The following is a 26737-nucleotide window of genomic DNA, read 5'->3' as shown; positions in this document are numbered from 1 at the left end:
CCCGTTCCGGATGGAGCGGGAGCCTTTCTCTTGCAATCGAACAATGGGGCAGACCAGCGCCTCAGACGCTGCCCTCCAGGATCTGCAGCGTCTTGAGGTCGGAGTGGAAATCGAGCGCGTAGTCGCCGCCTTCGCGGCCCAGGCCCGATATGCCGATGCCGCCGAACGGCGCGGTCAGATCGCGCACCAGGAAGGTGTTGACCCAGACCGTGCCGCCGCGCACCGCGCGGCCCACGCGCTCGGCGCGGGCAGCATCGCCGGTATAGACGATGCCGGACAGGCCATAGGCGGTGGAATTGGCCAGCGCGACGCCTTCCTCCTCGGTCCTGAAGGTCTGGAATGTCAGCACCGGGCCGAACACTTCGTTCTGCACCACTTCGCTATCGTTGGAACGCGGCACGATCAGCGTCGGTTCGATGAAGTTCGCGCCTTCGCGCCACAGCTTGCCGCCGCGCACGATTGTATCGCCCGCTGCGCGCGCGCGGTCGATAAAGCCCATCACCCGCGCGACGTGGTCGGGGTGGATCAGCGCCGACATCGTCGTCGCCGGATCGCGGCTGTCGCCGAGGACATGAGCGTCGGCATAGGCGTGGAAGCGTTCTAGGAACTCCTCGCGCACGCTCTCCTCCACGATGATGCGCGTACCGGCCATGCAGACCTGGCCGCTGTCATCGTATTGCCCCGCCGCCTTCTTCGCCGCCGCATCGATATCGGCGTCGGCAAAGACCAGCAGCGGCGATTTGCCGCCAAGCTCGGCGGTGAACGGCACGATGTTTTCCGCGGCGGCGCGGCCGATCACCCGCGCGGTGGGCACCGAGCCGGTGAAGCTGATGCGCTTGACGCGCGGGTCGCTGACCAGCGCCATACCCAGATCGCGGCCGAAGCCCTGCACGATGTTGAACACGCCCGGCGGGAAGCCCGCCTGCTCGATCAGGTCCGCCAGCACCGAGGCCGATAGCGGCGACCATTCGGCGGGTTTCAGGATCACCGTGTTGCCCGCCGCCAGCGCCGGCGCGCACTTCCACGTGGACAGCATGAACGGCGCGTTCCACGGCGTGATGATCACCGAAGGGCCGGACGGCATCCGGATCACCCGGTTGGCCGTGCCGCGCGAGGACCACACACGCTCGCGATAGTCGGTGGCAAGATCGGCGTAGTTGCGGAAATTCAGCGCGCCGCGCGCGATCACGCGCAGGCGCAGGCTTTCGTGCAGCATGGCCATGTCCATGCATTCCACGATCGCCAGCCGTTCGATGTTGGCATCGATCAGATCGGCCAGGCGATGCAGGATCGCACCCCGCTCCGCCGCTGACATCGCCGACCAGACCGGAAACGCGCGCGTGGCGGCATCAACCGCCAATGCGGCGGTGCCGGCGTCCCCGCGCGAAACGTCCGCCAGCTTGCGATCCCAGTCAAACGGGCAGCGCGTTTCGAAGGTTTCGGCCGACGCGACCCGGCGGCCATCGATGAAGTGATCGGGCGAGACATCCACGCCCTCGATCGAAACGCGCTCACGCATGGCCGGCAGGACCCTCAGATGAAGTGCAGGTAATAGGCGATCTGCTCGGCTTCGGACTTGCCTTCGAGTTCGAGCACTTCCTGCCGCTTGATCGCGATGAAATTGGCGACGAGTTCGGTCCCGAGCGTTTCGGTCAGGACCGTATCGGCTTCCAGCGCATCGAGCGCGTCGGGCAGCGAATGCGGCGTGTGCCGATCGGTGACCGTGGTTTCCAGCCCGTCGTTGGTCTCGCGCGCGGGCAGTTCATAACCCTTCTCGTAGCCCAGCAACGCCGCCTGCAAGGCCGCCGCCAGCGCGAAATAGGGGCTGGCCGCGCAATCGGCCAGGCGATGCTCGATCCGCGCCGCCGCGCCGGTTTCCGCCGAAACGCGCACCGTGACCGAGCGGTGATCGATGCCCCAGTTCGCCCAGTAGCCCGAAAGGCTGGCCGGTTGCAGCCGCGCATAGCTGTTGGTCAGCGGCGCCATGATCGCCGCCAGCGCCTCGTGGTGCTGCAACAGGCCGGCGATGCAGCCCGCCATCAGCCTGGAAGGTTCGCCGTTGGCGACATCGTCGGCGAAGGCGTTGCGGCCCGAATGCTCGGTGAAGCTGATGTTGAAGTGCAGCCCGCTGCCGCTCTTTTCGGCGAAGGGCTTGGGCAGGAACGAGAGCAGGTAGCCGCGCCGGATCAGCAGTTCGCGCGCCATCTGGCGGAACAGGAACACGTCGTCCGCGGCGCGCAGCGCGTCGGCATAGCGCAGCGTCAGTTCGAACTGCGGCGCATCGAATTCGGCGTTGATCGATTCGATCGGCAAGCCGCAGCGCGCGGCCATGGTCCATATATCGTCGATCAGCCCGGCGGGATCGGTGAAAGGACCGGTGCCATAGACGAAGGCGCCCGGCGTTTCATAGGGCACCCATTCGCCGTTCGGGCCGCGCTGGAAGATATAGGCTTCCAGCTCCATGCCCACCATCGGTTCCAGCCCGTGTTTGCGCCAGCCGTCGATCGCGCGCTTGAGCGCACTGCGCCCGCACAGCGGAAACGGCTCCCCCTGGAAATGAAGGTCGGCCAGCGCGATCTGGGTGCCGGCTTCCCAGCCCGGGCGCAGATCGTTGGCATCGAACCGCGCTTCCATGTCGGGCAGGCCATCGAGCAGGCCGCCACCGGGAGCCGGTACAAGCGCCTTGCTATATGTAACCGCATAGGTTCCAACACACAGGCGCGCGTGGCCCTTCCGCGCCTCGCTGGACGGAACGTACTTGCCGCGCGCCAGATTGAGCTGGTCGGCGAACAGGATTCTCACGCGATCGCCGGCGGCGAGTTCGGTCATGGCTGCAATCTCCCCAGGCACTATTCTGTTCACGCAGGTGCCCTCATTTTCTTTCGACCCTGACCGGCAGGTATTTGATTCCGTGGATGAAGTTGGACCGCAGATAGCGGTGATCGGCGGTCTGCCCGATCGCCTTCACCCGCCGCGCCAGTTCCTGCAGCACGATCTTCACTTCCAGCTTGGCCAGCCACATGCCGAGGCAGATGTGCGGCCCGCCCTGTCCGAACGAAAGGAACGGGTTACGCGGCCGGGTCAGATCGAGCCGGTAGGGATCGGGGATCGCGGTCTCGTCGCGGTTGCCCGAAAGGAACCACATGATCACCTTGTCCCCGGCTTTCACCGCCTTGCCGTGGAAATCGAAATCACGCGTGGCGGTGCGGCGGAAGTGCGAGGTGGGCGACGCCCAGCGGATCATCTCGTCGGTCGCTTCGTCCCACAGCGCGAAATCGGGTTGCTGCAGCTGCGCCAGCAGGGCCGGGTTGTTCGCCAGCGAATGCAGCGTCGCCGCGATCGAATAGCGGGTAGTGTCGTTCCCCGCCGCGACCAGAAGGCAGAAGAAGTTGCGGAACTCGTCGCGCGGCATTCGCGTGCCGTGGCTGGTTTCCTCGCGCACCAGATTCAGCACGCCGATCTGCTCGCCTGCGTCCATCCGGTCGAGCAGATCGTTGGCGTAGTCGAACAGCTCGACCGCCGCCGGCGAACGGAACGGCAGCAGCCGGTATTCGTCGGTATCGACCTTGTCGATCACGAAGTCGGTATAGTCGGGGTCCGAATTGGAAATGAGCGCATCGCCCTTTTCCACCAGCCAGGCGGCATCGTCGGCGGGTACGCCCATGATCTGCGCCAGCATCTGCATCGGCAGCCGCCGGGCGATGGCATCGACCGCGTCGAATTCGCCCGCCTCCAGCGCCTCGTCGAGCAGTTCGGTCACGATGCGGCGGATCGCTTCCTCGTACCCTGCCACGGTCGAGCGCGAAAAGGCCTTGGAAACCAGCGCGCGGAAGGCGCGATGCTGCGGCGGATCGGTTTCCTGGAAGGTCTTGCGTGCTTCGTATTCCTCGGGCGACTGGTCCTCCATGCGGATGCCGCTGGCCGACGAAAGGAGGTCGGGCTGCCGGTTCAGTTCCAGCAGATCGGCGTGGCGCACCACGTTCCAGAAGCCCTTCCCGCCATCGGACATGTCCGTCCACGCGAACGGGTCTTCCCGGCGCAGCCGGTCGAAGGTGGCGAAAGGCGCGCCTTCGTTGAAGGCATCCTGCGATGACAGGTCGACGAAGGCGTCTTGCGAGCGGGAGAACGGATAAGTTTCCATGCTCCTGACGATAGGGACGGTCCCCCGCCCCGACTTGGCCAAAACGGCCAAGCTGCGCGGGCCTGATTGCCGGAAAGAAGCATGGTGATTTGACGCGCGGAACGGCGCGTTCATACGGAAAGGATTGCCCCATGGGAGAAATCGTCGGTGCCGCGCTGCTGGCCCACGCCCCCACCATCATGTTGTCGCAGGAAGACCGCTACGAACTGAATGAGGGCAAGGAGATCAGCCTCGTTCCCGGCCTGCACCGCTTCCGCAGCGAAGTGATGGACGCGATCCGGCCGGACACGGTGATCGTGCTCGATTCCCACTGGTTCACCACCGTCGAATTCTGCGTCAGCGGGCAGGAGCACCGCACCGGCCTGTTTACCTCGGACGAATTGCCGCGCGGGATGAGCCAGGTGCCCTATGACCTGAAAGGCAATCCCGCTCTCGCCGGTGCCATCGCGGAACGCGCCACCGCCTGCGGCGTGCGCACCAACGCGATCGCCGATCCCTGCCTGCCGATCCATTATCCCACGGTGAACCTCGCCCACTATCTGCACGCGGGCGAGGAATGGCTTTCGGTAAGCTGCGCGCAGACCGGCGAAACGCCCGATTTCCTTGCCGTCGGCCAGGGCATCGGCCAGGCCATCGCCGCGTCGGACCGCCGCGTGCTGCTGCTGGCCAGCGGATCGATGAGCCACCGCTTCTGGCCGCTGTCCGTACTCCATCTCCACGAGGCCTCCGACCCGATCCACATCAGCCGCCCGGAAGCGCGCGAGGCCGATCTCGAACGGCTGGAATGGTTCTACAGGGGCGATCATGCCTCGGTCATCGACACCATGCCCGAATTCCTCAAGCACGTGCCCGAAGCGCGCTTTGGCCATTACCTGATGATGGCGGGCGCCTGTGGCGGCCGTGAATGGACCTGGCCGGGCGTGCGTTATTCCGACTACGAGAACGCCACCGGCACCAGCCAGGTCCACGTGTGGTTTGCCCGCCCGTGATGCGTTCGGTTCGAAAGTGACGGCATCAGGCGATCACGGATCAGCGCCAGGGCAGAATCCGCGGCCTCAAACGATCTGGATGCTGAAGGCGAACCACGCGCCTGCCGAATGATCGTAAAGTTGCACCACCTGATCCGTGACCGTCAGCGAATAATGGCTGGATGACGCGCGATCAAAGCCACGCGCGTTCCTGCCGTCGATCTCCAGCGACACGAACGCGTTGTCGGCGGCATCATGGATTTCCGACCGCGTCCCGCCGAACGTCGACGATCGATCGCCATCCCTGCCCTGAATTCTATCGCCCCGCACTTCCGCAGCGATACGCAGATCCTGTCCGGATTCGTGGTCATGCACGCCTGCAACCTTGTGGCCGAACATGAAGGCGTGGGCCGTTGCGGCGATGATTGCTCGTGTGTGGGGAAGCATCCCGCCTTGTGCCACCGACGGCCGGAAAGCACCAGACCGTGGCGCCTTGTTCGCGTCAGAGAATATCCGGGTTGGCGAGAACGACCCGGCGCATGACCTTGCGCAGCTCGATATCGAGCTGCCGGCGCTCGTCGGCCGAAAGATCGCCAAGCCAGTCCTCGTACATGCCGCTGCGCTCCTCGCGCACGGAGGCGTAGATTCGCTTGCCTTCCTCGGTCAGCGAAATCAGGCTGCTCTTGCGGTTGCGCGGGTGGGGTTCGCGCTGGATCAGGCCCCGCCCTTCCAGCACGCCCACGGCCCGGCTGACCTCGGCCCGGTCGACGAAAGCGGCGTCCGCAATTTCGCTGGCGCTGCACCGCCCCATCAGCTCGACGTGCGAAATCACGCGCCATTCGGCCAGCGACATCGCCGCCCTTTCGCGCACGTGCTGCGATGTGACCCGGTCGATCATTTTGGCCAGTAGCAGGATGCGATAGGGAAGATGGCTTTGCCCGAACAGCTTCCATCGCCGTTCGGAAGCGCGAAGCGTCGGATCGTCATCCGGCGGGGTGGCCCTGTCCATGACACGACCAATACCCGACTGAAACCGTCTTGTCACGCGCAGGTTGTAGATATATCAACAACTAGCGGCAGTGATTAATCAATAACTGGATGCAGCCCGCAGGAGAGGACGAGCGTGACCGCCCCACACCAATGTGCGCCGCAGTGCGAATATGCCTTCACCATCTCGATTGAACTGGGCCGGCTGCGCGGGATCGCACCTTCCGTGCCGGGCGACACCCGGGCGGTGATCGACGGGCAGAACCCCGACTATCGCTGGGTCCGCAGCCAAGACATCGTGGCGCTGTGATCGTGCCGGGCTCCGGTTTCGCCCCGATCATGCGCCCTGGCGTCGACCCGCACACCGCGCCGAACAAGCCGCCGCTGCCGCCGATCGATTACGCGCTGCGCCACGAGGCGGGGCTGGTGATCGAACGCAACGTCGCCATCCCGCTGCGCGATGGCGTGCGCATCTACGCCGATGTCTACCGGCCGGAAGGTCCGCGCGGCGAAGCCGACCTGCCGGCGCTGCTGTCATGGAGCCCCTATGGCAAGCACGCCCAGTCCAACCAGGTATTCTGGCCGCGATCGGGCGTAAATCCGGAATGGCTTTCGCCGCTGACGCCGTTCGAAGGGGCTGACCCGGTCAAATGGGGCGCGCTTGGCTATGCCGTGGTCGTCGTCGATCCCCGCGGCGCATGGCTGTCCGAAGGCGATTTCCACCACAACGGCGCGGTCGAGGCCAAGGATTGCGCCGATACGATCAACTGGCTCGCCGATCAGCCGTGGTCGAACGGCAAGGTCGGCATGACCGGCGTTTCCTACCTGGCGGCGATCCAGTTCTGGGTCGCGGCGCTGAACCCGCCCGCGCTCGCCGCCATCAACCCGTGGGAAGGCTTCACCGACTGGTATCGCGAATTCGCCTATCACGGCGGCATACTCGAAACCGGCTTCCTGCCGCGCGCGTCCGACAACATCCGCTTCTCGCTGAACCAGACTGAAGACACGTGGGAAAACGCGCTGGCCCATCCGCTGATGGATGCCTTCTGGCATTCGAAGGAGATCGACCTCGCCGCGATCCGCACGCCGGCGTGGGTCGTCGCCAGCTGGTCCGACCAGGGGCTGCACACGCGCGGCACGCTGGAAGCCTTCAAGGCTATGTCCAGTCCGCAGAAATGGCTGGACGTGCATGGTCAGAAGAAGTGGGCGCACTACTATCTGGCGCAGAGCCAGGCCCGACGCGAAGCGTTCTTCGATCACTTCCTCAAAGGCCGGCAGACCGCCGTGGCGGCGTGGCCGCCGGTCCGCATCGAGGTACGCGAACGGCACGGCGAAGCGGTGGAGCGCGCCGAACGGGAATGGCCCCTTGCCCGCACGGTGCCGACGCCGCTGTGGCTGTGGGCGGACGGCACGTTGGGCGCGGATCGCCCCGATGGCCCCGCGACGATCGCGTATGATGCCAACGAAGGTGAAGCGGTGTTCGATCACCGTTTCGCCACGGACACGGAACTGACCGGCCACGCCAGCCTGCGCCTGTGGGTGGAGGCCGAAGGGTCCGACGACATGGACCTGTTCGTGGCGGTGCAGAAACTCGATCGCGATGGGCAGCCGCTTGGCCAGACCTTCTATGCGTTCTTCGAAGATGGACCGGTCGCGCTCGGCTGGCTTCGGGCCAGTCACCGTGAAACCGACCCGGTCCGAAGCACACCGCTGCAACCGTTCCACACCCACGTTCGCGAACAGCGGCTGGCGCCGGGCGAAATCGTGCCGGTGGACATCGAGATCTGGCCATCCTCCACGCTTTTTCACGCAGGAGAAACGCTAAGGATCGTGATCAAGGGCGCGGATATCTACGCCGAAGGCGTGCCGTTCCTGCCGTTCGCGCGCCACGAGCGCACGCGCAACGCCGGTCGCCACATCATCCACATCGGGCCGAAGCACGACTCGCATCTGCTGATGCCGGTAATCCCGAAGGTGGAGAGCTGACCGATAACCTGTCGGCAACCGTCGGCCAAAGGCCGCAGGGCCGAAATAGCACTGTCATAACGGCCGTCCGGCCATCGGGTGGCTACTCAAACCTGGCGATGGGTGACGTCTTGGTTTTTTTTGCAGGGCGGTGCCTTTCCAGCACCGCCCCGCCCTGTTCAGAAACTGCGGCGAACGCTGACTTTCCATTCGCGCGGCAGGGCTGGCTGCCCCACGACGATGCCAATCGGGTAACGGATCTTGTTCAGGTAATAGAACTTGTTGAACATGTTGGTCACCGAAACCGAAAACTGCCAGTCGCGCGATGCGTCCTCGAAGGTCAAACGGCCGTTGGCGATCGCATAGCCATCGACCTTGGCCAGCGGATTGTTGTCGATATTGGAGAAGAACGAGGACTGGTAATTCACGTCCACGCGCGGCGTGATCGTCCCCGCATCTCCCACTGCGAAGGCGTACTGGACGCCCGCGCCGAATTTCCATTCCGGCGCATAGGGTGCCTTGTTGCCCAGCGTGATGCCCCGGATGGTTGCCCCGGTGGCACCGATCCGGGTCAGCTGGAAATCGAGCCAGCTGCCCGAAGCGTCGATAGTCAACCCTTCAACTGGGCGGGCGGTCACTTCGACTTCGACGCCCTTCATGTCCGCGTCACCCGCATTGACCGGCGTGGCGTTGGTCACGCTGTTGACCGTGGGGGAAACGTTGGTGAAAACGATGTCCTTGTATTTGTTGATGAACGCGGAAATGTTCACGCGGAGCGCGCGGTCGAAGAAATCGGTCTTGGCGCCGATTTCCCAGGCCGTAAGCGTTTCGGGATTGAACGAGACAGCCTGTTCCGGCGCGAACGGACGCGGATTGACGCCGCCACCCTTGTAGCCCGTGGAAAACTGCGCGTAAGTCATCACGTTATGCGACCAGCGGTAATCGATGTTGGCGCGGTAATCCCAGCGGGTCTTGGCAAACCGGCCGGTGACGCCATTGATCGCGCCAGCCACGGTATAGGCGGGCTGGGACACGTCGTAGGGATTGAGGCGGCCGTAGGTATAGGTCTTCTTGTCGTCGGTGTAGCGGATGCCGCCCGTCACCGTCAGCGCGTCAGTCAGCTTGTACGAAGCATGCGCGAAGGCCGAAACGCTGCGGGCTGGAATGCGGTCGCGCGTAACATAGAAGTTCTGGGTCGCCGTGCCGGGCGCGATGAACGTCACGCCGCCAAATTTGCTCGTCGCCTTGTAGTAGAAGCCGCCGACGGTCCATTCCAGCTTGTCCTGGAAAGACGATCCGCTGAGGCGCAATTCCTGGGTGAACTGCTCGTGATCGTAGATGTAGTTGGCGGAATTGGTGGAGTATGGCGTGAGATCGAGGTCGGAACCATAGCTGCCCTTGTAGCGCTGGTAGGCCGAGATCGCCTTGAGCGCGAGACCATCGCCGAACTTGTAATCGATCGTGCCATAGACTTCGCGTCCGCTGACCTTGCTGACCGGCGGGATGTAGGTGGCGCCGTGGCTGCCGGTGGCGTCGGTGAAGGGCAGATTCAGATACGTGGCGTAGTTGGTATAGGAATTGGGGCCGGTGATGAACTGGGCCGGATTCGTACCCGCAGGCATCGAAGCGGTGGTGGTCAGCGACAGCAGCTTGCTGGCACCGATTTCCGAATGGTCTTCGGTTACCATGCCCACCAGGTTCACCTCGAGCTTATCGGTGGCGAGCCAGCGCAGGGCGAGACGCCCCGCCTGCATGTTCTGGCCCCCTTCCTTGCCGAGCTTGCAATCCGCGCCGGTGGTCGCCGCCGGAACGCCGCTGGCCGGGTTGAGGCAGCCGTAGTCCAGACGGGTCAGATAGCCGTCCCGCGTCTTCGAAACGCCCGATACGCGGACGAACAGCTTGTCGGGCACCAGCGCGAAATCGGCGCTGCCCTTCAGTTCAATGCGGTTGAACGCCCCGTATCCCGCCTCGACATAGCCGGTGCCGCTGCCGGTGGGCTTGGCCGAATAGAGCTTTACCGCGCCGCCGATCGAATTCTTGCCCGCCAGTGTCCCCTGCGGGCCGCGCAGGATTTCCACACGATCAAGGTCGAGCAGGTCGAAGATCGAACCCAGCAAGGTGCCGTGGAACACGTCATCGACGTACATGCCAACGCCCGGTTCGAACGCGAAGCTGCTGTCGTACTGACCGATACCGCGGATGTAGACTTGTGCGGCCGGGCCGAAGGCGGAGCCGCCAGGGCGGATATTCACGTTGGGCGCTGCCGCTGCCACGTCCACCACGCTGCCGAGGTTACGGTTCTGGATCGAAGCGGCGTCCACGGCCGTGATAGCCAGCGGGGTGTCCTGGAGATTCTGGGCGCGGAACTGCGCCGTCACGACGATTTCACCCGTCGTTTCGGGCGAGGTGGACGGATCGGCAGCGCCTTGTTGCTCGGCGGCTTCCTGGGCCGAAGCCGCTGGCGTCCAGCCGACAAGAGCGACCGCCGCGAGGCTGGCATTTGCCAAAACGTGCGCGCGCCGCGCACGCGAGCTGAAATTGCGAAACATTGATGTTCTCCCTGGGCTTGCGGAGCATGCAGCGTCGCCGCCGGACACGCCGATCCGCCGGCACCCGAACGGCGCCGTTGTTTGAACCGGATCATGAGATGGATGGAGAGGAGACGCCTGCCGGCGAGCTCCGGAATGTGGTCAGTCTATCGATCACGCATACATGCAATTCCCCTCCACATCGCTCTCATGGCGAATTGTCGGGAGCGCTATTGGTTTATATAGCAACCTATGTCAAGGCGATTGTCGTGCTGTCGGGCGGACCTCTCGCTCGACTTCCAGGGGATCGATCGCGTTGGCCAGCTCCATGTTGTTGAACATGCGCGCGAGATAGCCCAGCACGATGGTTTTCTCGTTCGGAGAGAAGCCATCGAGCATCAGCTTCTCGCGAGCCAGCGAAACCGCGACAATCCGGTCATGAAGGGCATAGCCCTCGTCCGTCAGCTGGATCGGCCGCGATCGCTTCGAATCGCCAATGCTAACCAGCCCCATGCCTTCGAGAACTTGCATGGAACGGCTCGTAATAGACTTGTTCATCACGAGAATTTCGGAAATCTCCGCCGCGGTGAGCGGGCCGCTGTGCGCGATGACGGTGATGATTCGCGCTTCGTTGATGCCGATTCCGAAATGCTTCAGATAGATGCGTGACTGTCCGCGCTCCATGCCGTTGGCCAGAACGACCAGGTAGTGCGGAACATAAAGATGACGGTCGATTACCTTGCGCGAGGAAGGTTTGGAGGGCTGGTTCATGCCATCTCTTTTGGGGGCTTCCGCCGCTGAGTACAAGCCGGTCCGCATCCGTCGCGATTGACAATCATAAGTTGCTATGTAAACTAAATGGCAAGAGGATGTCGTGTCGGAGCCGTTTGCGCACTGTGCTCGCAGGCCATCGGCATGGCATCCGGCCACGATACTCTCGACAGGATGTCCATGACCGACGCCTCCAGCGCGCCGACGCTCGATTTCGACTTGTTCTCCGCCGACGCGATGGCGGCGCCCGATCAATACGACGATCTGGTTCGGGAAACGGCGCCCGCCGTCTATCTTGCGCGGCACGGCGTGTGGGCCGTGGGCCGCCACGCCGATGTCCACGCGGTGTTTTCGGATTGGGAGACGTTCTCCTCTGCTTCGGGCACCGGTTTCACCAACATCCGGAAACAGGGCAACTGGAGGCAACCGAGCCTCATTCTCGAGAACGATCCGCCGGAGCACGGCAAATATCGCCGGTTGCTGAGCCGTATTCTGTCCCCCGCCGTACTCCGCAAACTCAAGGCGGACTTCGTGGCGACGGCCGAAAGCATTGTGGATGCGGCGCTCGATCGCGGCGAGGTCGACCTCGTCGCCGATCTGGCGGAGGCCTTTCCATTCGCGGCGCTGCCCGACGCGGTGGGCTTCCGCAAGGAAAACCGCCGCAATCTGCTCATCTATTCCGAACTCAACTTCAATGCGATGGGTGAGAAGAACGACCTGTATCGCGCCGCGCTGGAGCGGGCGACACCCATCCTCGACTGGGTTGTCGAGAATTGCCGGCGCGATGCCGTCGCCCCGGATACGCTGGGATCCGCGATTTTCGATGCGGTCGATACGGGCGAAATCACCGAGGAAGAAGCCGGCCTGCTCGTCCGCATTTTCATCTCGGCGGGCATGGACACCACGATCAACGGGATCGGCTTTACGCTGGAGGCGCTGGCCCGCCACCCCGAGGCGTGGGCGCAATTGCGCGGCGACCCGACCCGCGCGCGCGCGGCATTCGACGAGGGCCTGCGCTACCGGGCACCCAGCCCCTATATCGGCCGCACGACCACGCGAGCGGTGGATATAGGCGGCGTGCGGATCGGCGCGGAAGAAAAGGTGATCCTGTTCCTTTCCGCCGCCAATCGCGATCCCCGTCAGTGGTCGCACCCCGAACGCTTCGATATCGAACGCAAGACATCGGGGCATCTGGCCTTCGGGTTTGGCATTCATGCCTGTGTGGGGCAAATGATGGCCCGACTGGAGGCCGATGTTCTGATGTCGACGATTGCCAGCAAGGTTGCCCGCATCGAACTGGCCGGCAAGCCCTCGTACCAGCGCATCAACTGGTTGCGCGGGCTGTCCAGCCTGCCGGTTCGCCTTGAGCGCGCCTGACATGGCCGCGCGGGGCGCCGGGCGGGCCGAGGATGGCGGCTATCCCGCCCCGCTGCGCGCGTGGCTGGTAATAGCCGTCCTGCTGCTCGCTTACACGATCGCGTTCGTGGATCGGCAGATATTGAGCCTGATGGTCCAGCCCATCCGGGCAGACCTGCAACTGAGCGACACCGCCATCAGCCTGTTGCACGGCTTCGCCTTTGCGATCTTCTACACGTTCCTTGGCATGTTCCTGGGCAGGTGGGCAGACCGTGGCAGCCGCAAGGCCATGATAGCGGGTGGCATGGTGTTGTGGTGCCTCGCCACCGTCGCATGTGGCTTCGCGCAAACCTTCCACCAGCTTTTCGCCGCGCGCATCATGGTCGGCGTGGGCGAAGCAACGCTTTCCCCGGCTGCTTATTCGCTGATATCGGACTACTTCGCCCCCGCTCGCCGCGGCCGGGCGATGAGCGCCTATACGATGGGCATCTTCGTCGGTTCGGGCGTAGCGCTGATTCTGGGCGGGCTTGCGGTCACCGCCGCCTCGCAGGAAGCTGCGGTGACCCTGCCGCTCGCCGGCACGGTAAGGCCCTGGCAGGCCGCCTTCATGATCGTCGGAATTCCGGGGCTGGCCGTGGCCGGGCTCATGCTGCTTGTCCGTGAACCGAAACGCCAGGAGCGCAGAAAGGGCGATCACCCTCTGCCCGATATGGCCGAAACGTTCGCGTTCTTTCGCGCCCGGGCGCGAATCCTGTTCGCGATCGTGATCGGCTTCGGCGTCAACGCCATCATCAGCTACGGCCTTTCGGCTTGGGTACCTTCCCTGTTTATCCGCGTTCACCACTGGAGCGCCGGGGACATCGCCTTTGCCTATGGCGTGATCCTGCTGACTTCGGGATGCGCCGGCATTCTTTGCGGTGGCTGGCTGGCCGACCGGATGACCACTTCGGGAAAGCCGGATGGCGCCTTGCGCGCTTCGCTTCTGGGAATGGCGGCGGTCATTCCGGTAGTGCCGTTCGTCGGCCTCGCCTCCTCGCCAGCCCTGGCGCTTGCCGCGCTCGCCTGGACCAGCTTTTTCCTGGGCGTGCCGACCGGCATAGCGCCAGCGGCCCTTCACGCCATCACCCCCAACGAGTTCCGCGGGCAGGTTACCGCCCTCTATCTCTTTGCCATCAACCTGATTGGCATGGGCTTCGGCCCCACGTTCGTGGCGCTCGCGACCGATCGCGTTTTCCAGTCTGACCTTGCCGTGGGCCGTTCCCTGGCGCTGGTTACCGGCCTGGCCGCAATCGTTGCGTTTGCGCTGATCGCCGCCGCCCGGCGCGGTTATGGCGCCGCGGTTGCCGCCGCCCACCGCTGAGACACTTCAAACAGGATCCGTCATGAAGAAGCTGATCAACGATCCCGCACGCGTCGTCGATGATATGGTCGAAGGGCTGGCTCTTGCCGATCGCCGGCTGATGCTGCTGCCGGATGAAACCGTGGTGCTTCGCGCCGATTACGAAGCTCTGCGCGCCGCCGGCAAGGTTGCGATCATTTCCGGCGGCGGTTCCGGCCATGAGCCCGCCCATGCCGGCTACGTGGGCCAGGGCATGCTGACGGCGGCCGTAGCCGGTCCGGTCTTCACCTCGCCCAGCGTTGACGCGGTGCTCAAGGCGATCCTGACCGTCGGCGGCCCGGCGGGCGTGCTGGTCATTGTCAAGAACTACACCGGCGACAAGCTGAACTTCGGGCTTGCGGCGGAGATCGCCCGGACGCACGGCATCCCGGTCGATGTGGTGATCGTCGGCGACGATGTGGCCCTGGGAGACGAGAATCGCGCCGTCGGTCGACGGGGAATTGCCGGGACGGTGTTCGTGCACAAAGTGGCTGGAGCTGCGGCGGAAGCGGGACGGCCGTTGGACGAAGTCCGTCTCGAGGCGCAGGCGGCGGCCGACAATGTGTTCTCGATGGGGCTGGGCCTCACGTCTTGCACGGTTCCGGCCGCTGGCCGCCCGGGATTTGAGCTGGGCGAGGATGAGGTGGAATTCGGCCTTGGCATCCATGGTGAGAGCGGTGTGCGCAGAACGGCAATCGCTCCCGTCGATACGATGCTGGGCGAAATGTTGTCTGCCATCATGCGGCACGGTGATCTCAAGGCAGGTGACGAGGTCGCCCTGATCGTCAATGGCCTTGGCGGTACGCCCGCGTTGGAACTTGCGATAGCAGCGCGAGGTGCCTTACGACACCTGGCCGCAGCCGGAATATCCGTAAAGGCGGTGAGTTCCGGTACGTTCCTGAGTGCACTGGAAATGGCGGGGTGCTCTCTTTCCGTCATGCGCCTTGACCCTTTGCGCAGCACACGATTGTTGAGCCCCAGCGAAGCTCCGGCATGGACAGCGCCGACATTGCCGGCCAGCGAAGTTCAGGTTGCGTCCGCAGTCTCGATTGCCGGCGAACAGCCGATTACGGGCCAGTCGTGGTCCGATGACGAGCATGGCGTCCACTTCGGACAAGCGATCCGCGCGGTGATCCAGGCGCTGCAAGCTGCCGAACCGGAGCTGACCAGGCTGGATAGCGCCGTCGGCGATGGCGATCTCGGCATCAGCCTTGCGCGCGGCGCGACGAGCGTCGAACAGGCATTCGATTCCCTTGCCCTGAGCGATCCCGCGAAGGCACTGGCGCAGATATCGGGGATTTTGCGTCGCTCTCTGGGAGGCACATCCGGCCCGCTCTATTCCATTTTCGTCCTGCGCGCGGCCACGGCCATGGCGGCTGAAGCGAATCCCGCAGACCCCATGGCATGGGCGCATGCCATGCAGGCCGGTTGTGAGGGCGTCATGGCACTCGGTGGGGCTCAACCGGGTGACCGCACCATGCTCGACGCGCTCTTGCCGGCAGCGGACGCACTTGCTTCGGCAGAGGGCAATGCCGCGGAGCGAAGCGCCCGCATGCTTGCGGCAGCGACCGCCGGCGCCGATGCAACGCGCGACATGGCGCCACGCCGCGGGCGCGCAAGCTATATCGGCGAGCGGGCCATTGGCCATCCAGACCCAGGCGCGGTCGCGGTCGCGACATGGGTGGATGCCCTCCACCGCTGGGCACGAGCCGCCTGAACCGGACCGGCAGGCGGACAGCGGCGCCACAATCCGCGGCAATTCCGGGGGTGGGGGGGCGGGAGGCCATAGACTGACCATCGGCGTGATGGGTCAGGCCATCCGCGCGCGCCGGAATTGCCGACGCGTGTTCCCATCCGAATGAGGCAGCGCCGGATACCGCGCTGCGCCCGTTCCCGACAGATTCTGCCCGGCAGCAATATATTGCAATGCAACATCCCTAGGCCAGAAAAGTTTGCTCGCTAGTTGGCCCTCTCTGACAATGGATTGTCATCCGTCATGGGAACGAAACGGTTCGTGACAGGGGGTGAAATTGGCTGGTGAACGTATCGGTCTGCGGCAGGCAGCTGCATGGCTGGCGGAAATTGTCGGTCCTGACCGAAGCTATGTGAACGTCGGTATCGTCTATACCGTGGCGATCAGCCTGTTGTCGCTGGCAACGCCAATCTCGGTGCAGCTTCTCATCAACTCGGTGGCGCGCACCGCACAGGTTGCGCCCCTGTGGATTCTCTCGGGCGTGCTGCTGGTGCTGCTGCTGGTAGTCGCGGGGCTGAGCGCGCTGCGGATCTATCTGCTCGCCATCTTCGAGCGTCGCATCTTCGCGCGCGTGGTGGCCGAGATCACGGTGCGCGCGGTCCATGCCCGCAACCCGTTCTTCGCCGACGCAAGCTCCGGCAGCCTGTTCAACCGCTATTTCGACATGGCCATCATCCAGAAGTCGGTGCCCAGCCTTGTCATCGGGGCGTTCACGATCATCCTGCAGGGCGCGGTCGGCCTGCTGGTGACGAGCTTCTACCACCCCTTCTTCCTGGCGTTCAATCTGGTGCTGGTCCTGGTCTGCCTCGCGATCTGGCTGATCTGGCGCCACGGCGCGATCAGCGGCGCGGTCGGCGTCAGCCACGCCAAGCATGATGCCGCGCACTGGCTGGAAAGCGTCGGCGCGTCGAACGGCTTCTACCAATCCGCCCGCCATCTGGACTTCGCGATGGACCGCTCGGAGGCGGTGACGGCGGACTACATCAAGGCCCACCGCCGCTACTTCCGATACAGCTTCGCCCAGACCCTCGGTTATTTCCTCGTCTATGCCTTCGCGGCCGCCGCTCTGCTGGCGCTCGGCGGCAGCCTGATCCTTGCCGGACAGCTCTCGATCGGGCAGCTGGTCGCTGCCGAACTGATCCTGTCCGGCGTGTTTTACGGCATCTACCAGCTCGGCTGGTATCTCGACACCTTCTACGATCTCGTCGCGAGCAGCGAGGAACTCTCGCTGGTCTTCGCCATCCCGCAGGAGCGTCCCGGACAACGGGGCGAGGCGCCGCGCGATGGCTCGGTGCGCTTTCGCGATGTCGATTTCGACGGCGTCCACCTCGATTTCGCGATCGCCGGCGGCGAACAGGCGGTCATTCTGGCCGAGCCCGGCGTGGAGAACACCCTCGCCCTGCTGCTCAAGCGCCATATCACTCCCACGGGTGGCATCGTCTCGATCGGCGGCAGCGAACTCGGCAGCCTCAACATGTACCTTCTGCGGTCGGCGGTCATGGTGCTGAACCGGCCGACGATCGTCGATGTGACCTTGCGCGAATACCTGACGCTTGCCGAGGGACGAAACGGAGACGGGGCGACGACCATGCGGGCGCTGGAGCGGGTTGGCCTGCTCGCCCGCCTGGCCAGTCTGCCCAATGGTCTGGACACCCAGCTCGCCAGCTCGGGCTCGCCGCTTTCGATCGTCGAGGTGATGCAGCTCAAGCTGGCCAATGCCCTGCTCAGCAGACCCCGGGTGCTGGTGATGTCGCAGCTTTTCGACATGATGCCACTGGGCGTGCTCAAAGCGACGCTGACCGAACTTCGGCAGAACGGCACCACCGTTCTTCTCAGCAGCGGACGCCCCGAGGCGCTCGATCTTGACGCCTGGTACTGGCTTGGCGCGCGCGAGCAGCACCGCTTCACCGACAAGGCCGCGTTCTTGCGCTTCGTCGCCGAACGGGAGGTGCGGCCATGACGCTGGACAACACCCAGATGGAGCACTTTCCGTCGCTGGCACGGCTGCGTCCGCCCCGCGTGGTAACGACCGTTGCATGGCTCATCTTTGTGGGCATTGCACTTGCCGTCGCGATCCTGTTCGTGCCCTGGCTGCAAACTGCCCAGGGCGGCGGACAGGTCACCACGCTGAACGCCGAAGACCGCGCCCGAGACGTCTCTTCGCTGGTCGGCGGCCGCGTCGAGGAATTCTACGTGAAGGATGGCGATTTCGTCCATGCGGGCGATCCGATCGTTCGCGTAGTCGATATCGATCCCGACTTCCTCGAGCGGCTAGCGGGCGAGAAGGCGCAAGTCGAGGCACAGATCGCCGCGGTCCAGCAGGCGCGCGCGACCGCCGCAATCGATGTGGGGCGCACCGGCCAGCTTTATGCCGAGGGCCTGGCTGCCCGCCGCGACTACGAACAGACGCAGATCAAGGTTTCGGAAGCCGACGCCAAACTGGCCGAAGCCCGTGCCAAGCTGAAGCAGATCGAGATCAAGCTGGCGCAAAACTCGGCGCAGATCGTCTCCGCGCCACGCGACGGGCGCGTCCAGAACCTCAACGCGGCCGCGGGCGGCTCGCTGATCTCCTCGGGCACGGTACTGGCGACGATCGCGCCCGAGCGTATCGCCCGCGCGGTCGAGCTCTACATAGACGGTCGGGACATCCCGCTGGTCGAGCCGGGCCGCCCAGTGCGGCTCGAGTTCGAAGGCTTCCCGGCTTTCCAGTTCAGCGGATGGCCGGCCTTCGCCGTGGGCATTTACGATGGTCGTGTGCGCTCGGTCGATCCCACCCCGCGCAGCGACGGGCTGTTTCGCGTCCTCGTCGAACAGGCGCCGAACAAGACCGCCTGGCCCGAGCGCCGCTTCGTGCGCCAGGGCAGCAAGGTGCTCGGCTGGATTCAGGGCGACACCGTCCCCGTCTGGTACGAGCTGTGGCGTCAGCTCAACGACTTCCCGCTCAATTTCGGCGTAGCCAGTAAGGCCGGCGAACAGGAGGCGAAAGCCGCGAAGGAGGACAAGAGCTCGATCGAGAAGAAGAAGTGATGATGCGCCGGCTCCTTGCGATCAATGCGCTGCTTCTCGCCGCAACGGCCGGCACGGCGGCCAGCGCAGCCGACCACGTCGCCGTCCGCCCGGTGGCGATGGCGGTTATGCCCGCCCACGGAGACGATCAACCGTCCACGCCGCTGACGCTGGACGAGGTCCTGCGCTCCTCTGCGCGCGCGGCGCCCGACATCGTTGCGGCGCTGGCGCGCGTGCGCCAGGCCGAGGGGCGGGCACTGAGCGCCGAAGGCGCGTTCGACACGGTCTTCTCGGTCGATGCCCGCAGCCGCCTTGCCGGCTATTACGACGGATCGGAAGTCACCGGCAAGGCGGAGCGCCCGCTCACCGGCAACGGCGGATACCTCTACGGCCAGTATCGCAATTCGCGCGGCGATTTCCCGATCTATGAGGACAAGGCCTATACCAACCAGCTCGGCGAGGTGAAGATCGGTGCGCTCTACGCCCTGCTGCGGGATCGCATGATCGACGCCCGGCGTTCGACGGCGCAGCTTGCCGGAAACGACATCGACATCGCCCGCTTCGAAACGCGCGCCACCGCCATCGGCGTGCAGGCCCGCGCGATCGAGGCCTATCAGAAGTGGGTGGAAAGCGGGCTGAAGCTGCAGGCCTATCAGGCGCTTTACGACATCGCGGTCGAGCGCGGCAATGGCATCCGCCGGCAGGTGCAACTGGGCGCAAAGCCGGAAATCCTGCTCACCGAGAACGAAGCCAACATGGTCAAGCGGGAAGCCCTGGTCGCGCAGGCACGGCAGGAATTCCGGGCAGCGGCGAACAAGCTCTCGCTTTACTACCGCGATGCAGCGGGGCTTCCGGTCCTGGTCGATGCCGACCGGCTGCCACCTTCGGCCGCGGCCTTCGATGGCATGAACGTGGATCCATTTTTTGAAATCGAGGAACGGCCCGATTTCGGCATCCTGCTCGAAGAGATCGAGCAGGCATCGGTCAAGCTGGCTTTGGCCGAGAACGACCTGCGGCCCCGGCTCGATCTCAAGGGCGAAATCGCCAAGGACATCGGACCGGCAGGTGCGGGCGGCTACAGCCGCTCGCCGCTGGAGGTCGTCTTCGGCGTGTCGCTCACAGTGCCGCTGCAAAACCGCAAGGCGCGGGGCAAGCTGACCGAAAGCCGCGCCAAGCTCGACGAACTGTCGGTCAAGCAGCGATACCTGGCCGAGAAGATCCGCGCCGAAGTGGCCGGGATCGGCATCGAGGTCGACACCGCGCGCGAACTGGCGGATGCCACTCGCCGGCAGGTCGCTCTCGCCGATCGGCTTGCCGAGGCCGAACGCCGCCGCTTCGCGTTGGGATCGAGTGATTTCTTTCTCGTCAACAGCCGCGAGGAAGCCGCCACCGATGCCGCCGTGAAGCTGATCGAAGCCCGTGCGCGCATCGCCGCCGCGCGGGCGCAGCTCGCTGCGGCGACGGCCGATGAAAGCGCCCTCAAGCTGGACGCACGTTAAGCTGCGGCGCGCTGGATTGGTCGCAGCGAACATCTTTGCGGCTGACCGACAATTACTCGGCCGGGGCGCCCGCAACCGGGAGTTCGATGCGGAAAGTGCTTCCCATGCCCGGCGCGCTTTTGACCAGGGTCACCTCTCCAGAGTGAAGTTCGACCAGCTGCCGGACCAGGGCGAGACCGATGCCGAGACCGTCCCGAGCCGCGCGCGACGTCCCGTCAATCTGCCTGAACAGCTCGAAGATGTGTTCTTGGGCCTCGATCGGGATCCCGATGCCGGAATCACTGACCTCGATGTGTACGCTATCCTCGACCCGTCTGGCCGTCATCAGAATCTGTCCCGGCTCAGGCGTGTACCGGGCAGCGTTGCTGACAAGGTTGATGACGGCTTGGGCGATCCGCACTTCGTCCCCATGTATCCAGATCGGCTCTGGCGGGATGTCGGCAACCAGCGTGTGACCGTCCGCGTCGAGCAGGGACTGGCACGATTCGACAACGTAACGGAGCGCATCCTGCAGCACGAAGGGCCTGATCTTCAGGGAAATCTTGCCCTCGTTGATCCTGGCGATGTTCAGCAGGTCCTCGACAAGCCGCGTCAGATGGTTGAGGCTTCGCTGCATCTGATCGCGGATGTCCTGCTTTGGCCCGCTGCCGTCGCGCTTGCCCAAAAGGTTCAACCCGGCGTTCAAGGCTGCGATCGGGTTGCGCAGCTCGTGGCCCAGGATGGCAAGGAAGCGATCCTTGTGCTGGTCGGCAAGCTGGAGCGCAGAGGTCAGTCCTTCGAGCTTGTCACGTTGGCGCGCAATGCGCCGTTGCTGGGCGTGGAGGTCGAAGAACACGGCGGCCTTCGAACGCAAGATGTCAGGCTCGATCGGCTTCTGGATGAAGTCGACCGCGCCGGCCTCGTAGCCGCGAAAGCGGCGCTGGTGATCCGCGGTGCCGGCGGTGAGGAAAATGATCGGGATATGGCGCGTGCGCTCGCTCCCCCGCATGAACTCGGCCAGCTGGAACCCGTCCATTTCCGGCATCTGCACATCGAGCAGCGCCAGCGCGATGTCGTGCACCAGCAGCAATTCGAGGGCTTCCTCGCCACTTGCCGCCTTGTGGCAGACCAGACCGTCCCGCTGGAGCAGCGCTTCGAGCGCGAGCAGGTTCTCTGGCAGGTCGTCGACCAGAAGGAAGTGGACCGGCTCGCCCATTTCGATATCGTCTGTGCGGTTCATGCGGAGACCAGACCGGCTAGAAACGCCGTGATGCCATCAAGCGTTTCCACTCGGGCATCGGGGCAAAGAGCCAGCGCCGCCGCCGGCATGGCCCCGGACATGGCGCTTTGCGGGTCCTCCACCAACGCAATGCCGCCGGCGGCCGTTACTGCGCGCAGGCCTTCGGCGCCATCGTGATTGGAGCCGGTGAGCACGATGGCGGCCAGCTCGTGTCCGTAGGCTTCGGCCGCGCTTTCCAGAAGGACGTCGATCGCGGGGCGGCTGTAGTTGACGGGCTCGTCGGACGACAGCGCAAGTGTGCGGTCCTTTTCCACCAGCAAATGGTAGTCGGACGGCGCAAAGTAGACCGTGCCCGGCTTGAGTGGCTCCTTGTCCTCAGCCTCCTTGACGTCCAGCGCGCAGCGCTTCTTCAGCAGTGGCACGAGCATGTTGTCGCGATCCGGGGGGACGTGCACCACGATCATGACCGGGACGGGCAACGCGGCCGGCAGCGGCGGCAGGATGTGCAGCAGCGCCTGAACCGCGCCGGCAGAGGCGCCGATGGCCACGGCGCTGACCTTTGCGGCGGTCATCCTTGTGCCCTCTGGTAGATTTTCTCTTCCGGCACGAACGGCGAAAACGATGCGGCATGGCGCGTGAAGCGCAGGCTTTCCTTGGAGCCCAGGCCAAGGAAGCCTTTACGCGCCAGCGAATCGCGAAACAGCGCCACGACCCGGTCCTGCAATTCGCGATCGAAATAGATCAGCACGTTGCGGCAGGAGATGAGCTGCATCTCGCCGAACGAGGAATCCGTGACAAGGCTGTGGTCGGAGAACACGACCCGCTCGCGCAGGGTTTTGTCGAAGATGACGCCACCGTGGGCCGCGCGGTAATAGTCGGAAAGAGAGGTGCGCGCGCCCGATTTCTGATGGTTGGCGGTGTACCCCCTTATCTGGTCGAGTGGGTAAACCGCCTTCTCCGCAGCGTCGAGAGCATCGGGGTTGATGTCGGTCGCATAGAACAGGGTGCGGTCGTACAGGCCCTCCTCGCGGAACAGGATGGCCAGCGAATAGAGCTCCTCGCCGCGGCTGCACCCCGCCACCCACACCTTGAGCGAAGGATACGTGGCAAGGTGTGGCAAGACCCGTTGTCGCAGTGCGCGAAAATAGGATGGGTCACGGAACATTTCGCTCACCTGCACGGTCAGGTAGTTGAGCAGCCGCGGCAGCACGCTCTCGTCGTGTAGCACTGCCTCCTGAATGGCAGACAGGCTGGTGTAGCCGAGCTGGACCCGCGCCTGCACCAGCCGTCGCTTGATCGAGGCCTGGGCGTAGTGGCGGAAATCGTAGTGATAGCGCCGGTGCAGCGCTTCCAGAAAAAGCTGGATTTCGATGTCCTCGATCTCGTCGCCCGCCGTCATGGGATCACCGGGGCATCCACACGCGGACGAGGCTGAGCAGCTTGTCCACGTCGATCGGCTTCGCCATGTAGTCGTTCGCCCCTGCCGCCAGGCACTTTTCCTGGTCGTCCGGCATCGCCTTTGCCGTCAGCATCACGATCGGCAGGTTCTTCCAGCGCGGATCGCCACGAATTTCCCGCGCCGCCGAGAGCCCGTCCATCACCGGCATCATCACGTCCATCAGAACGAGATCGATCGCGTCGGCGAGGTTGGCCGCACTGGCATCGAGCGCCTCGATCGCTTCGCGTCCGTTGCGCGCAATCGCGATCTTCGCGCCGCGCGGCTCCAGCACGCTGCTCAGCGAGTAGACGTTTCGCACATCGTCTTCGACGATCAATATCCGCCGGCCTTCCAGCACCGCGTCGCGGAAGCGGGCCTTCTGCAGCATGCGCTGCTGTTCCGGCGGCAGTTCGGAAACCACCTTGTGCAGGAAGAGGGTTACTTCGTCGAGCAACCGCTCGGGCGACTTGGCGCCCTTGATGATGATCGAGCTGGACAAGCGTCGCAGCCGCTGTTCCTCCTCAACCGACAGATCGTGCCCGGTGTAGACGATCACGGGCGGGAAGCTTTTCTCCTCGTTGCGGCTCAGGGTTTCGAGCAGCTCCATCCCTGACCGGTCCGGCAAGGTCAGGTCGAGCACCATGCAATCGAACGTCTCCTGGTCGAGCTTTTCAAGACATTCGGCAGCCGTACCCACTCCGACCGTCTCGACATCGCCGGTCCACAGCAGCCTGCTCACCGCATCACGCTGCACCGCGTCATCCTCCACGATCAGCACCCGGCGCAGCCGGGTCGCCAACTGGTCCTGAAGCTTGCTCAGCACATCGGCGAGGTCTTTCCGGCGGATCGGCTTGACATGGTAGCCGACCGCACCAAGCGCCAGCGCCGTCTGCGCGTGATCGCTGGCCGAAATCACGTGGATCGGGATGTGTCGCGTCTGGTCTTCGTGCTTGAGGCGGTCAAGCACCGTCAGTCCGGACTGGTCCGGCAGGCCGAGATCCAGCACGATGGCGCTCGGCCGATGCAGGGCGGCCAGGTGGATCGCCTCTTCCGCGCTGCCAGCCACTATGCACTGGAAGTTCATTTCCTGAGAGAGGTCGCGCACGATCTGGGCAAACGGCACGTCGTCCTCCACCACCAGCAAAAGCCGTCGACTCCGGTCCAGCCTGTCGCGATCGTCCGCCACCGCGTTCGATACCCGCCGCGGGCCAAGACGAGGATCATCCGGCGTCACCGCGGCGGCGTCCGCCGTCCGCGGCGTGGCCGGGAGTGCCGCTGCGGGAACAACGGCAGCGGCATCGTAGAACTCGGGCAGCGTCAGCGTGAACGTGCTGCCCTTGCCCACCGTGCTGACCAGCGCGATCGTGCCGCCCAGCAGCCGCGCCAGCTCGCGCGAGATCGACAGACCAAGCCCGGTTCCGCCGTATTTGCGGCTGATCGCGCTGTCGGCCTGCTGGAAGGCGCCGAAGATCGCCTCTTGCTGTTCGGGGGAAATGCCGATCCCGGTGTCGGTAACCGCAAAGGCGACCTGCCCTTCGCCGGCCGGTGCGATTTCCAGGCTGACAGTGCCGCTCTCAGTGAACTTGAAAGCGTTGGACAGCAGGTTGCGCAGGACTTGCTCCAGACGCAACCGGTCAGTCTCGATCGCGGCCGGCACGCCGGGCCGTACCACCAGTTCCAGCTCGACGCCGCGCTGATCCGCCACCGGCGCGAAAATCTGCCTGAGATCGCCCACCAGCCGTTGGAGCGCCAACGGTTCCGGCTGGATCTTCACGTGCCCCGCCTCGATCTTCGAGAGATCAAGGATATCGTTGATCAGCATGAGCAGGTCATTGCCCGAGGACTGGATCGTCCGCGCGAACTGGACCTGATCGGGCGACAGGTTGCCGTCGGCATTGTCACCCAGATGCTTTGACAGGATCAGCAGCGAATTGAGCGGAGTGCGCAGTTCATGGCTCATGTTGGCAAGAAAATCGGACTTGTACTGACTTGCCTGTGCCAGTTCCTGCGCCTTGCTTTCCAGCGATGCGGCGGATTGCTCCAGCATGGTGCGCTGCATCTCCAGCGTTTGGGCCTGTTCTTCCAGTTCGCTGTTGGTCTGCTCGAGCTCCACCTGCTGCTGTTCGAGGCGAACCTGCGATTCTTTCAGGGCACGCCCCTGCTCCTCCAGCTCTTCGTTCGACACGCGGAGCTCTTCGCTTTGCGCCTGAAGCTCGGCCTTCTGCCGCTGGGTCTCTTCCAGCGCATCCTGCAAACGGGTGCGAAAGCGGGCCGATCGCAAGGCAATACCCAGACTATCCGCGGATCCAGCCAGAAACTCGAGCACACGCGCCGGAACGGGATCGAAGAAACCCAGCTCGATCACGCCGTTGACCAAGCCGTCCGCGGTCGTCGGCGCGATCACCAGATGACGGGGCTGCGAGCGCCCGAACGCTGATCCGATGGTAAGGTAGTCGTCGGGCAGGTCGTTGATGACGATTGGCGCGCCCGAGTTTGCCACCTGGCCAAGCAGTCCATCGCCGAGGGAAAAACTGTGGGGCATTGCGCCGTCTGCCGGCACGCCCAGCGTTGCAATGCGTCGGAAATGGCCACCATCTCCCTTGAACAGGGCACCCGCCTGAAAGCCGAGATAGGCGGCCAGGAATGCCATCGCTTCCTCACCGATCTGTTCGACGCCCTTGTCGCCACGGATCACATCGGCGAGTTCCAGCTGGCCAGTGCGCAGCCAGTCCTGCCGCGCCTTGATTGCTGCGTTGCGCTGAACAAGCAGGAAAATGGCGATAGTCAGGATCGAACCGATCAGCCCAGCGATAATGCTGCTGCTGACTGCCCCGCGGGAAGCGGATGCCATCTCCTCCAGCCGCAAAGAGCGCTGTCGAACTTCCTCGGAGTTCATGACTTCGATCTGCCGCCGGATCGCGGCCATTTCCTGCTGCCCCACGTCCGTGGAAACCGCCGTGACCGCCGGCCCGAACCCCTTGGCCTGGCGCAGTTCTATGGTCCGTGTAAGCTCGGCTAGCTTTGCGATCACATGCGGGCGCAAATCCCGCAAGTTGTTGGATTGCACCGGGTCATTAGCCGTCAAATCCTGTACCGCATCAAGCCGGTCACGGACGTCGGACACGGCCTGATGGTAGGGCTGCAGGTAGGTCTCCTTGCCGGTCAGGATATAGCCGCGCTGGCCGGTTTCGGCATCCTGCAGCGTGGAGAGGAGCCGGTTGAGCGCCACCAGCATATTGTGCGTATCGCGTACCGAAGCGTCGGCGTTACCAACCGCCTGGATGTTCGAGTAGGATATGTAGCTGCTCGCGGCGAAGAACGCCAACCCGGCGACGAGGCCGATGAGCGTCCCGATGCGGACGCGAGCGGCGTCGAGCCTGCGCATCACGGCATCCTCGCAACGGCAACGAGTTCGGGAAGATGCCCGACAAGACAATCAGGTTTGGTGATCGAAGCCCCCTAGGATCGAGTTGCAAGCAAGGCCGCTGCAACGCGCCCGCGAACAACAACCAATTCACGTCCGCGGGATTACGCTCAATTTACCAAAAGGTTCCGAGCGCCGGAGCCGCCATGGTGCAAAACCACGCGAACGATCGTGTGATCGGACAAACATGCGAACCGCCCCGGCACTTGCGGAGGCTCCGATTTGTGAGAAGGAGCTTTCGTGATGAGCAAGGCCCGGCTCAAGCTGCTGAAACGAGAGGTGAAGGAACTGCGGCGCGCGCAAG

The 26737-nt window shown here is 64.3% G+C and carries 20 protein-coding genes; 9 read left to right on the top strand and 11 right to left on the bottom strand.

Translation table 11 applies throughout. The features are described from left to right. Positions 1-61 precede the first annotated feature (61 nt). The 3 genes from B3547_RS18935 to B3547_RS18925 are packed head-to-tail and all read right to left on the bottom strand — an operon-like array spanning position 62 to position 4141. Positions 62-1519, bottom strand: coding sequence for an aldehyde dehydrogenase (locus tag B3547_RS18935; protein WP_292965849.1), 1458 nt, complete (start codon positions 1517-1519; stop codon positions 62-64). A 14-nt stretch (positions 1520-1533) separates the two neighbouring features. Continuing rightward, positions 1534-2829, bottom strand: a complete 1296-nt coding sequence (locus tag B3547_RS18930; protein ID WP_292965847.1) for a glutamine synthetase family protein — start codon at positions 2827-2829, stop codon at positions 1534-1536. Between the two features lie 43 nt (positions 2830-2872). Beyond that, complete coding sequence (locus B3547_RS18925; protein WP_292965844.1) at positions 2873-4141, bottom strand: cytochrome P450; 1269 nt, start codon at positions 4139-4141, stop codon at positions 2873-2875. 131 nt (positions 4142-4272) lie between these two features. On the opposite strand from B3547_RS18925, the gene B3547_RS18920 reads away from it, so the two are divergent. Beyond that, positions 4273-5130 carry a catechol 1,2-dioxygenase gene (locus B3547_RS18920; protein ID WP_124809428.1) on the top strand — a complete coding sequence of 286 codons (858 nt, stop codon included), beginning with the start codon at positions 4273-4275 and terminating at the stop codon, positions 5128-5130. A gap of 66 nt (positions 5131-5196) precedes the next feature. Here B3547_RS18920 and B3547_RS18915 read toward each other — a convergent pair whose 3' ends face one another. Then, positions 5197-5508 carry a hypothetical protein gene (locus B3547_RS18915; RefSeq protein WP_292965841.1) on the bottom strand — a complete coding sequence of 104 codons (312 nt, stop codon included), beginning with the start codon at positions 5506-5508 and terminating at the stop codon, positions 5197-5199. A gap of 103 nt (positions 5509-5611) precedes the next feature. Next, a complete protein-coding gene (locus tag B3547_RS18910; RefSeq protein ID WP_292965839.1) occupies positions 5612-6118 on the bottom strand; it encodes a MarR family winged helix-turn-helix transcriptional regulator in 507 nt (168 codons plus the stop codon). A 114-nt stretch (positions 6119-6232) separates the two neighbouring features. Here B3547_RS18910 and B3547_RS18905 point away from each other — a divergent pair, with 114 nt between their 5' ends. Next, positions 6233-6406, top strand: coding sequence for a hypothetical protein (locus B3547_RS18905; RefSeq protein WP_292965836.1), 174 nt, complete (start codon positions 6233-6235; stop codon positions 6404-6406). 2 nt (positions 6407-6408) lie between these two features. Then, complete coding sequence (locus tag B3547_RS18900; protein ID WP_292965833.1) at positions 6409-8082, top strand: CocE/NonD family hydrolase; 1674 nt, start codon at positions 6409-6411, stop codon at positions 8080-8082. Between the two features lie 158 nt (positions 8083-8240). Here the strand turns inward: B3547_RS18900 and B3547_RS18895 are convergent, their stop codons facing one another. Further along, on the bottom strand, positions 8241-10610 hold the full coding sequence (locus B3547_RS18895; protein ID WP_292965830.1) for a TonB-dependent receptor: 2370 nt from the start codon (positions 10608-10610) through the stop codon (positions 8241-8243). A gap of 234 nt (positions 10611-10844) precedes the next feature. Further along, complete coding sequence (locus B3547_RS18890; RefSeq protein WP_292965827.1) at positions 10845-11360, bottom strand: MarR family winged helix-turn-helix transcriptional regulator; 516 nt, start codon at positions 11358-11360, stop codon at positions 10845-10847. A 180-nt stretch (positions 11361-11540) separates the two neighbouring features. On the opposite strand from B3547_RS18890, the gene B3547_RS18885 reads away from it, so the two are divergent. The 6 genes from B3547_RS18885 to B3547_RS18860 all read left to right on the top strand — a co-directional run bounded on the left by B3547_RS18885 (position 11541) and on the right by B3547_RS18860 (position 20352). After that, on the top strand, positions 11541-12737 hold the full coding sequence (locus tag B3547_RS18885) for a cytochrome P450 (RefSeq protein ID WP_292965824.1): 1197 nt from the start codon (positions 11541-11543) through the stop codon (positions 12735-12737). After that, positions 12724-14076, top strand: a complete 1353-nt coding sequence (locus tag B3547_RS18880; protein ID WP_292965823.1) for a spinster family MFS transporter — start codon at positions 12724-12726, stop codon at positions 14074-14076. Before B3547_RS18885 ends, B3547_RS18880 begins: the two co-directional genes overlap by 14 nt. Positions 14077-14098: 22 nt before the next feature. Next, complete coding sequence (dhaL, locus tag B3547_RS18875; protein WP_292965821.1) at positions 14099-15811, top strand: dihydroxyacetone kinase subunit DhaL; 1713 nt, start codon at positions 14099-14101, stop codon at positions 15809-15811. 313 nt (positions 15812-16124) lie between these two features. Beyond that, entirely contained in the window at positions 16125-17807 is a 1683-nt protein-coding gene (locus B3547_RS18870) for an ABC transporter transmembrane domain-containing protein (RefSeq protein ID WP_292965818.1), read from the top strand. Further along, a complete protein-coding gene (locus tag B3547_RS18865; protein WP_292965815.1) occupies positions 17804-18874 on the top strand; it encodes an HlyD family secretion protein in 1071 nt (356 codons plus the stop codon). The genes B3547_RS18870 and B3547_RS18865 overlap by 4 nt, the downstream gene beginning before the upstream one ends. Next, a complete protein-coding gene (locus B3547_RS18860) occupies positions 18874-20352 on the top strand; it encodes a TolC family protein (protein ID WP_414690587.1) in 1479 nt (492 codons plus the stop codon). The genes B3547_RS18865 and B3547_RS18860 overlap by 1 nt, the downstream gene beginning before the upstream one ends. 52 nt (positions 20353-20404) lie before the next feature. Here B3547_RS18860 and B3547_RS18855 read toward each other — a convergent pair whose 3' ends face one another. From B3547_RS18855 to B3547_RS18840, 4 genes are read right to left on the bottom strand one after another with little or no spacing between them, the layout of a single operon-like run. Further along, the gene (locus B3547_RS18855; RefSeq protein WP_292965813.1) at positions 20405-21571 is read right to left on the bottom strand and encodes a hybrid sensor histidine kinase/response regulator; all 1167 of its coding nucleotides are present in this window, start codon (positions 21569-21571) and stop codon (positions 20405-20407) included. Beyond that, complete coding sequence (locus B3547_RS18850) at positions 21568-22143, bottom strand: chemotaxis protein CheB (protein WP_125953397.1); 576 nt, start codon at positions 22141-22143, stop codon at positions 21568-21570. The genes B3547_RS18855 and B3547_RS18850 overlap by 4 nt, the downstream gene beginning before the upstream one ends. After that, a complete protein-coding gene (locus B3547_RS18845; protein ID WP_124808606.1) occupies positions 22140-22970 on the bottom strand; it encodes a CheR family methyltransferase in 831 nt (276 codons plus the stop codon). The genes B3547_RS18850 and B3547_RS18845 overlap by 4 nt, the downstream gene beginning before the upstream one ends. Positions 22971-22974: 4 nt before the next feature. Then, positions 22975-26394 (bottom strand): response regulator, encoded by a 3420-nt coding sequence (locus B3547_RS18840; protein ID WP_292965807.1) that lies wholly within the window; start codon positions 26392-26394, stop codon positions 22975-22977. Between the last annotated feature and the right edge of the window lie 343 nt (positions 26395-26737).

Origin of the sequence: Novosphingobium sp. UBA1939, assembly GCF_002336885.1 — a bacterium.
GTDB lineage: Bacteria > Pseudomonadota > Alphaproteobacteria > Sphingomonadales > Sphingomonadaceae > Novosphingobium.
The sequence above is the reverse complement of the archived record's forward strand: the minus strand, read 5'-3'. Positions and strand labels throughout refer to the sequence as shown.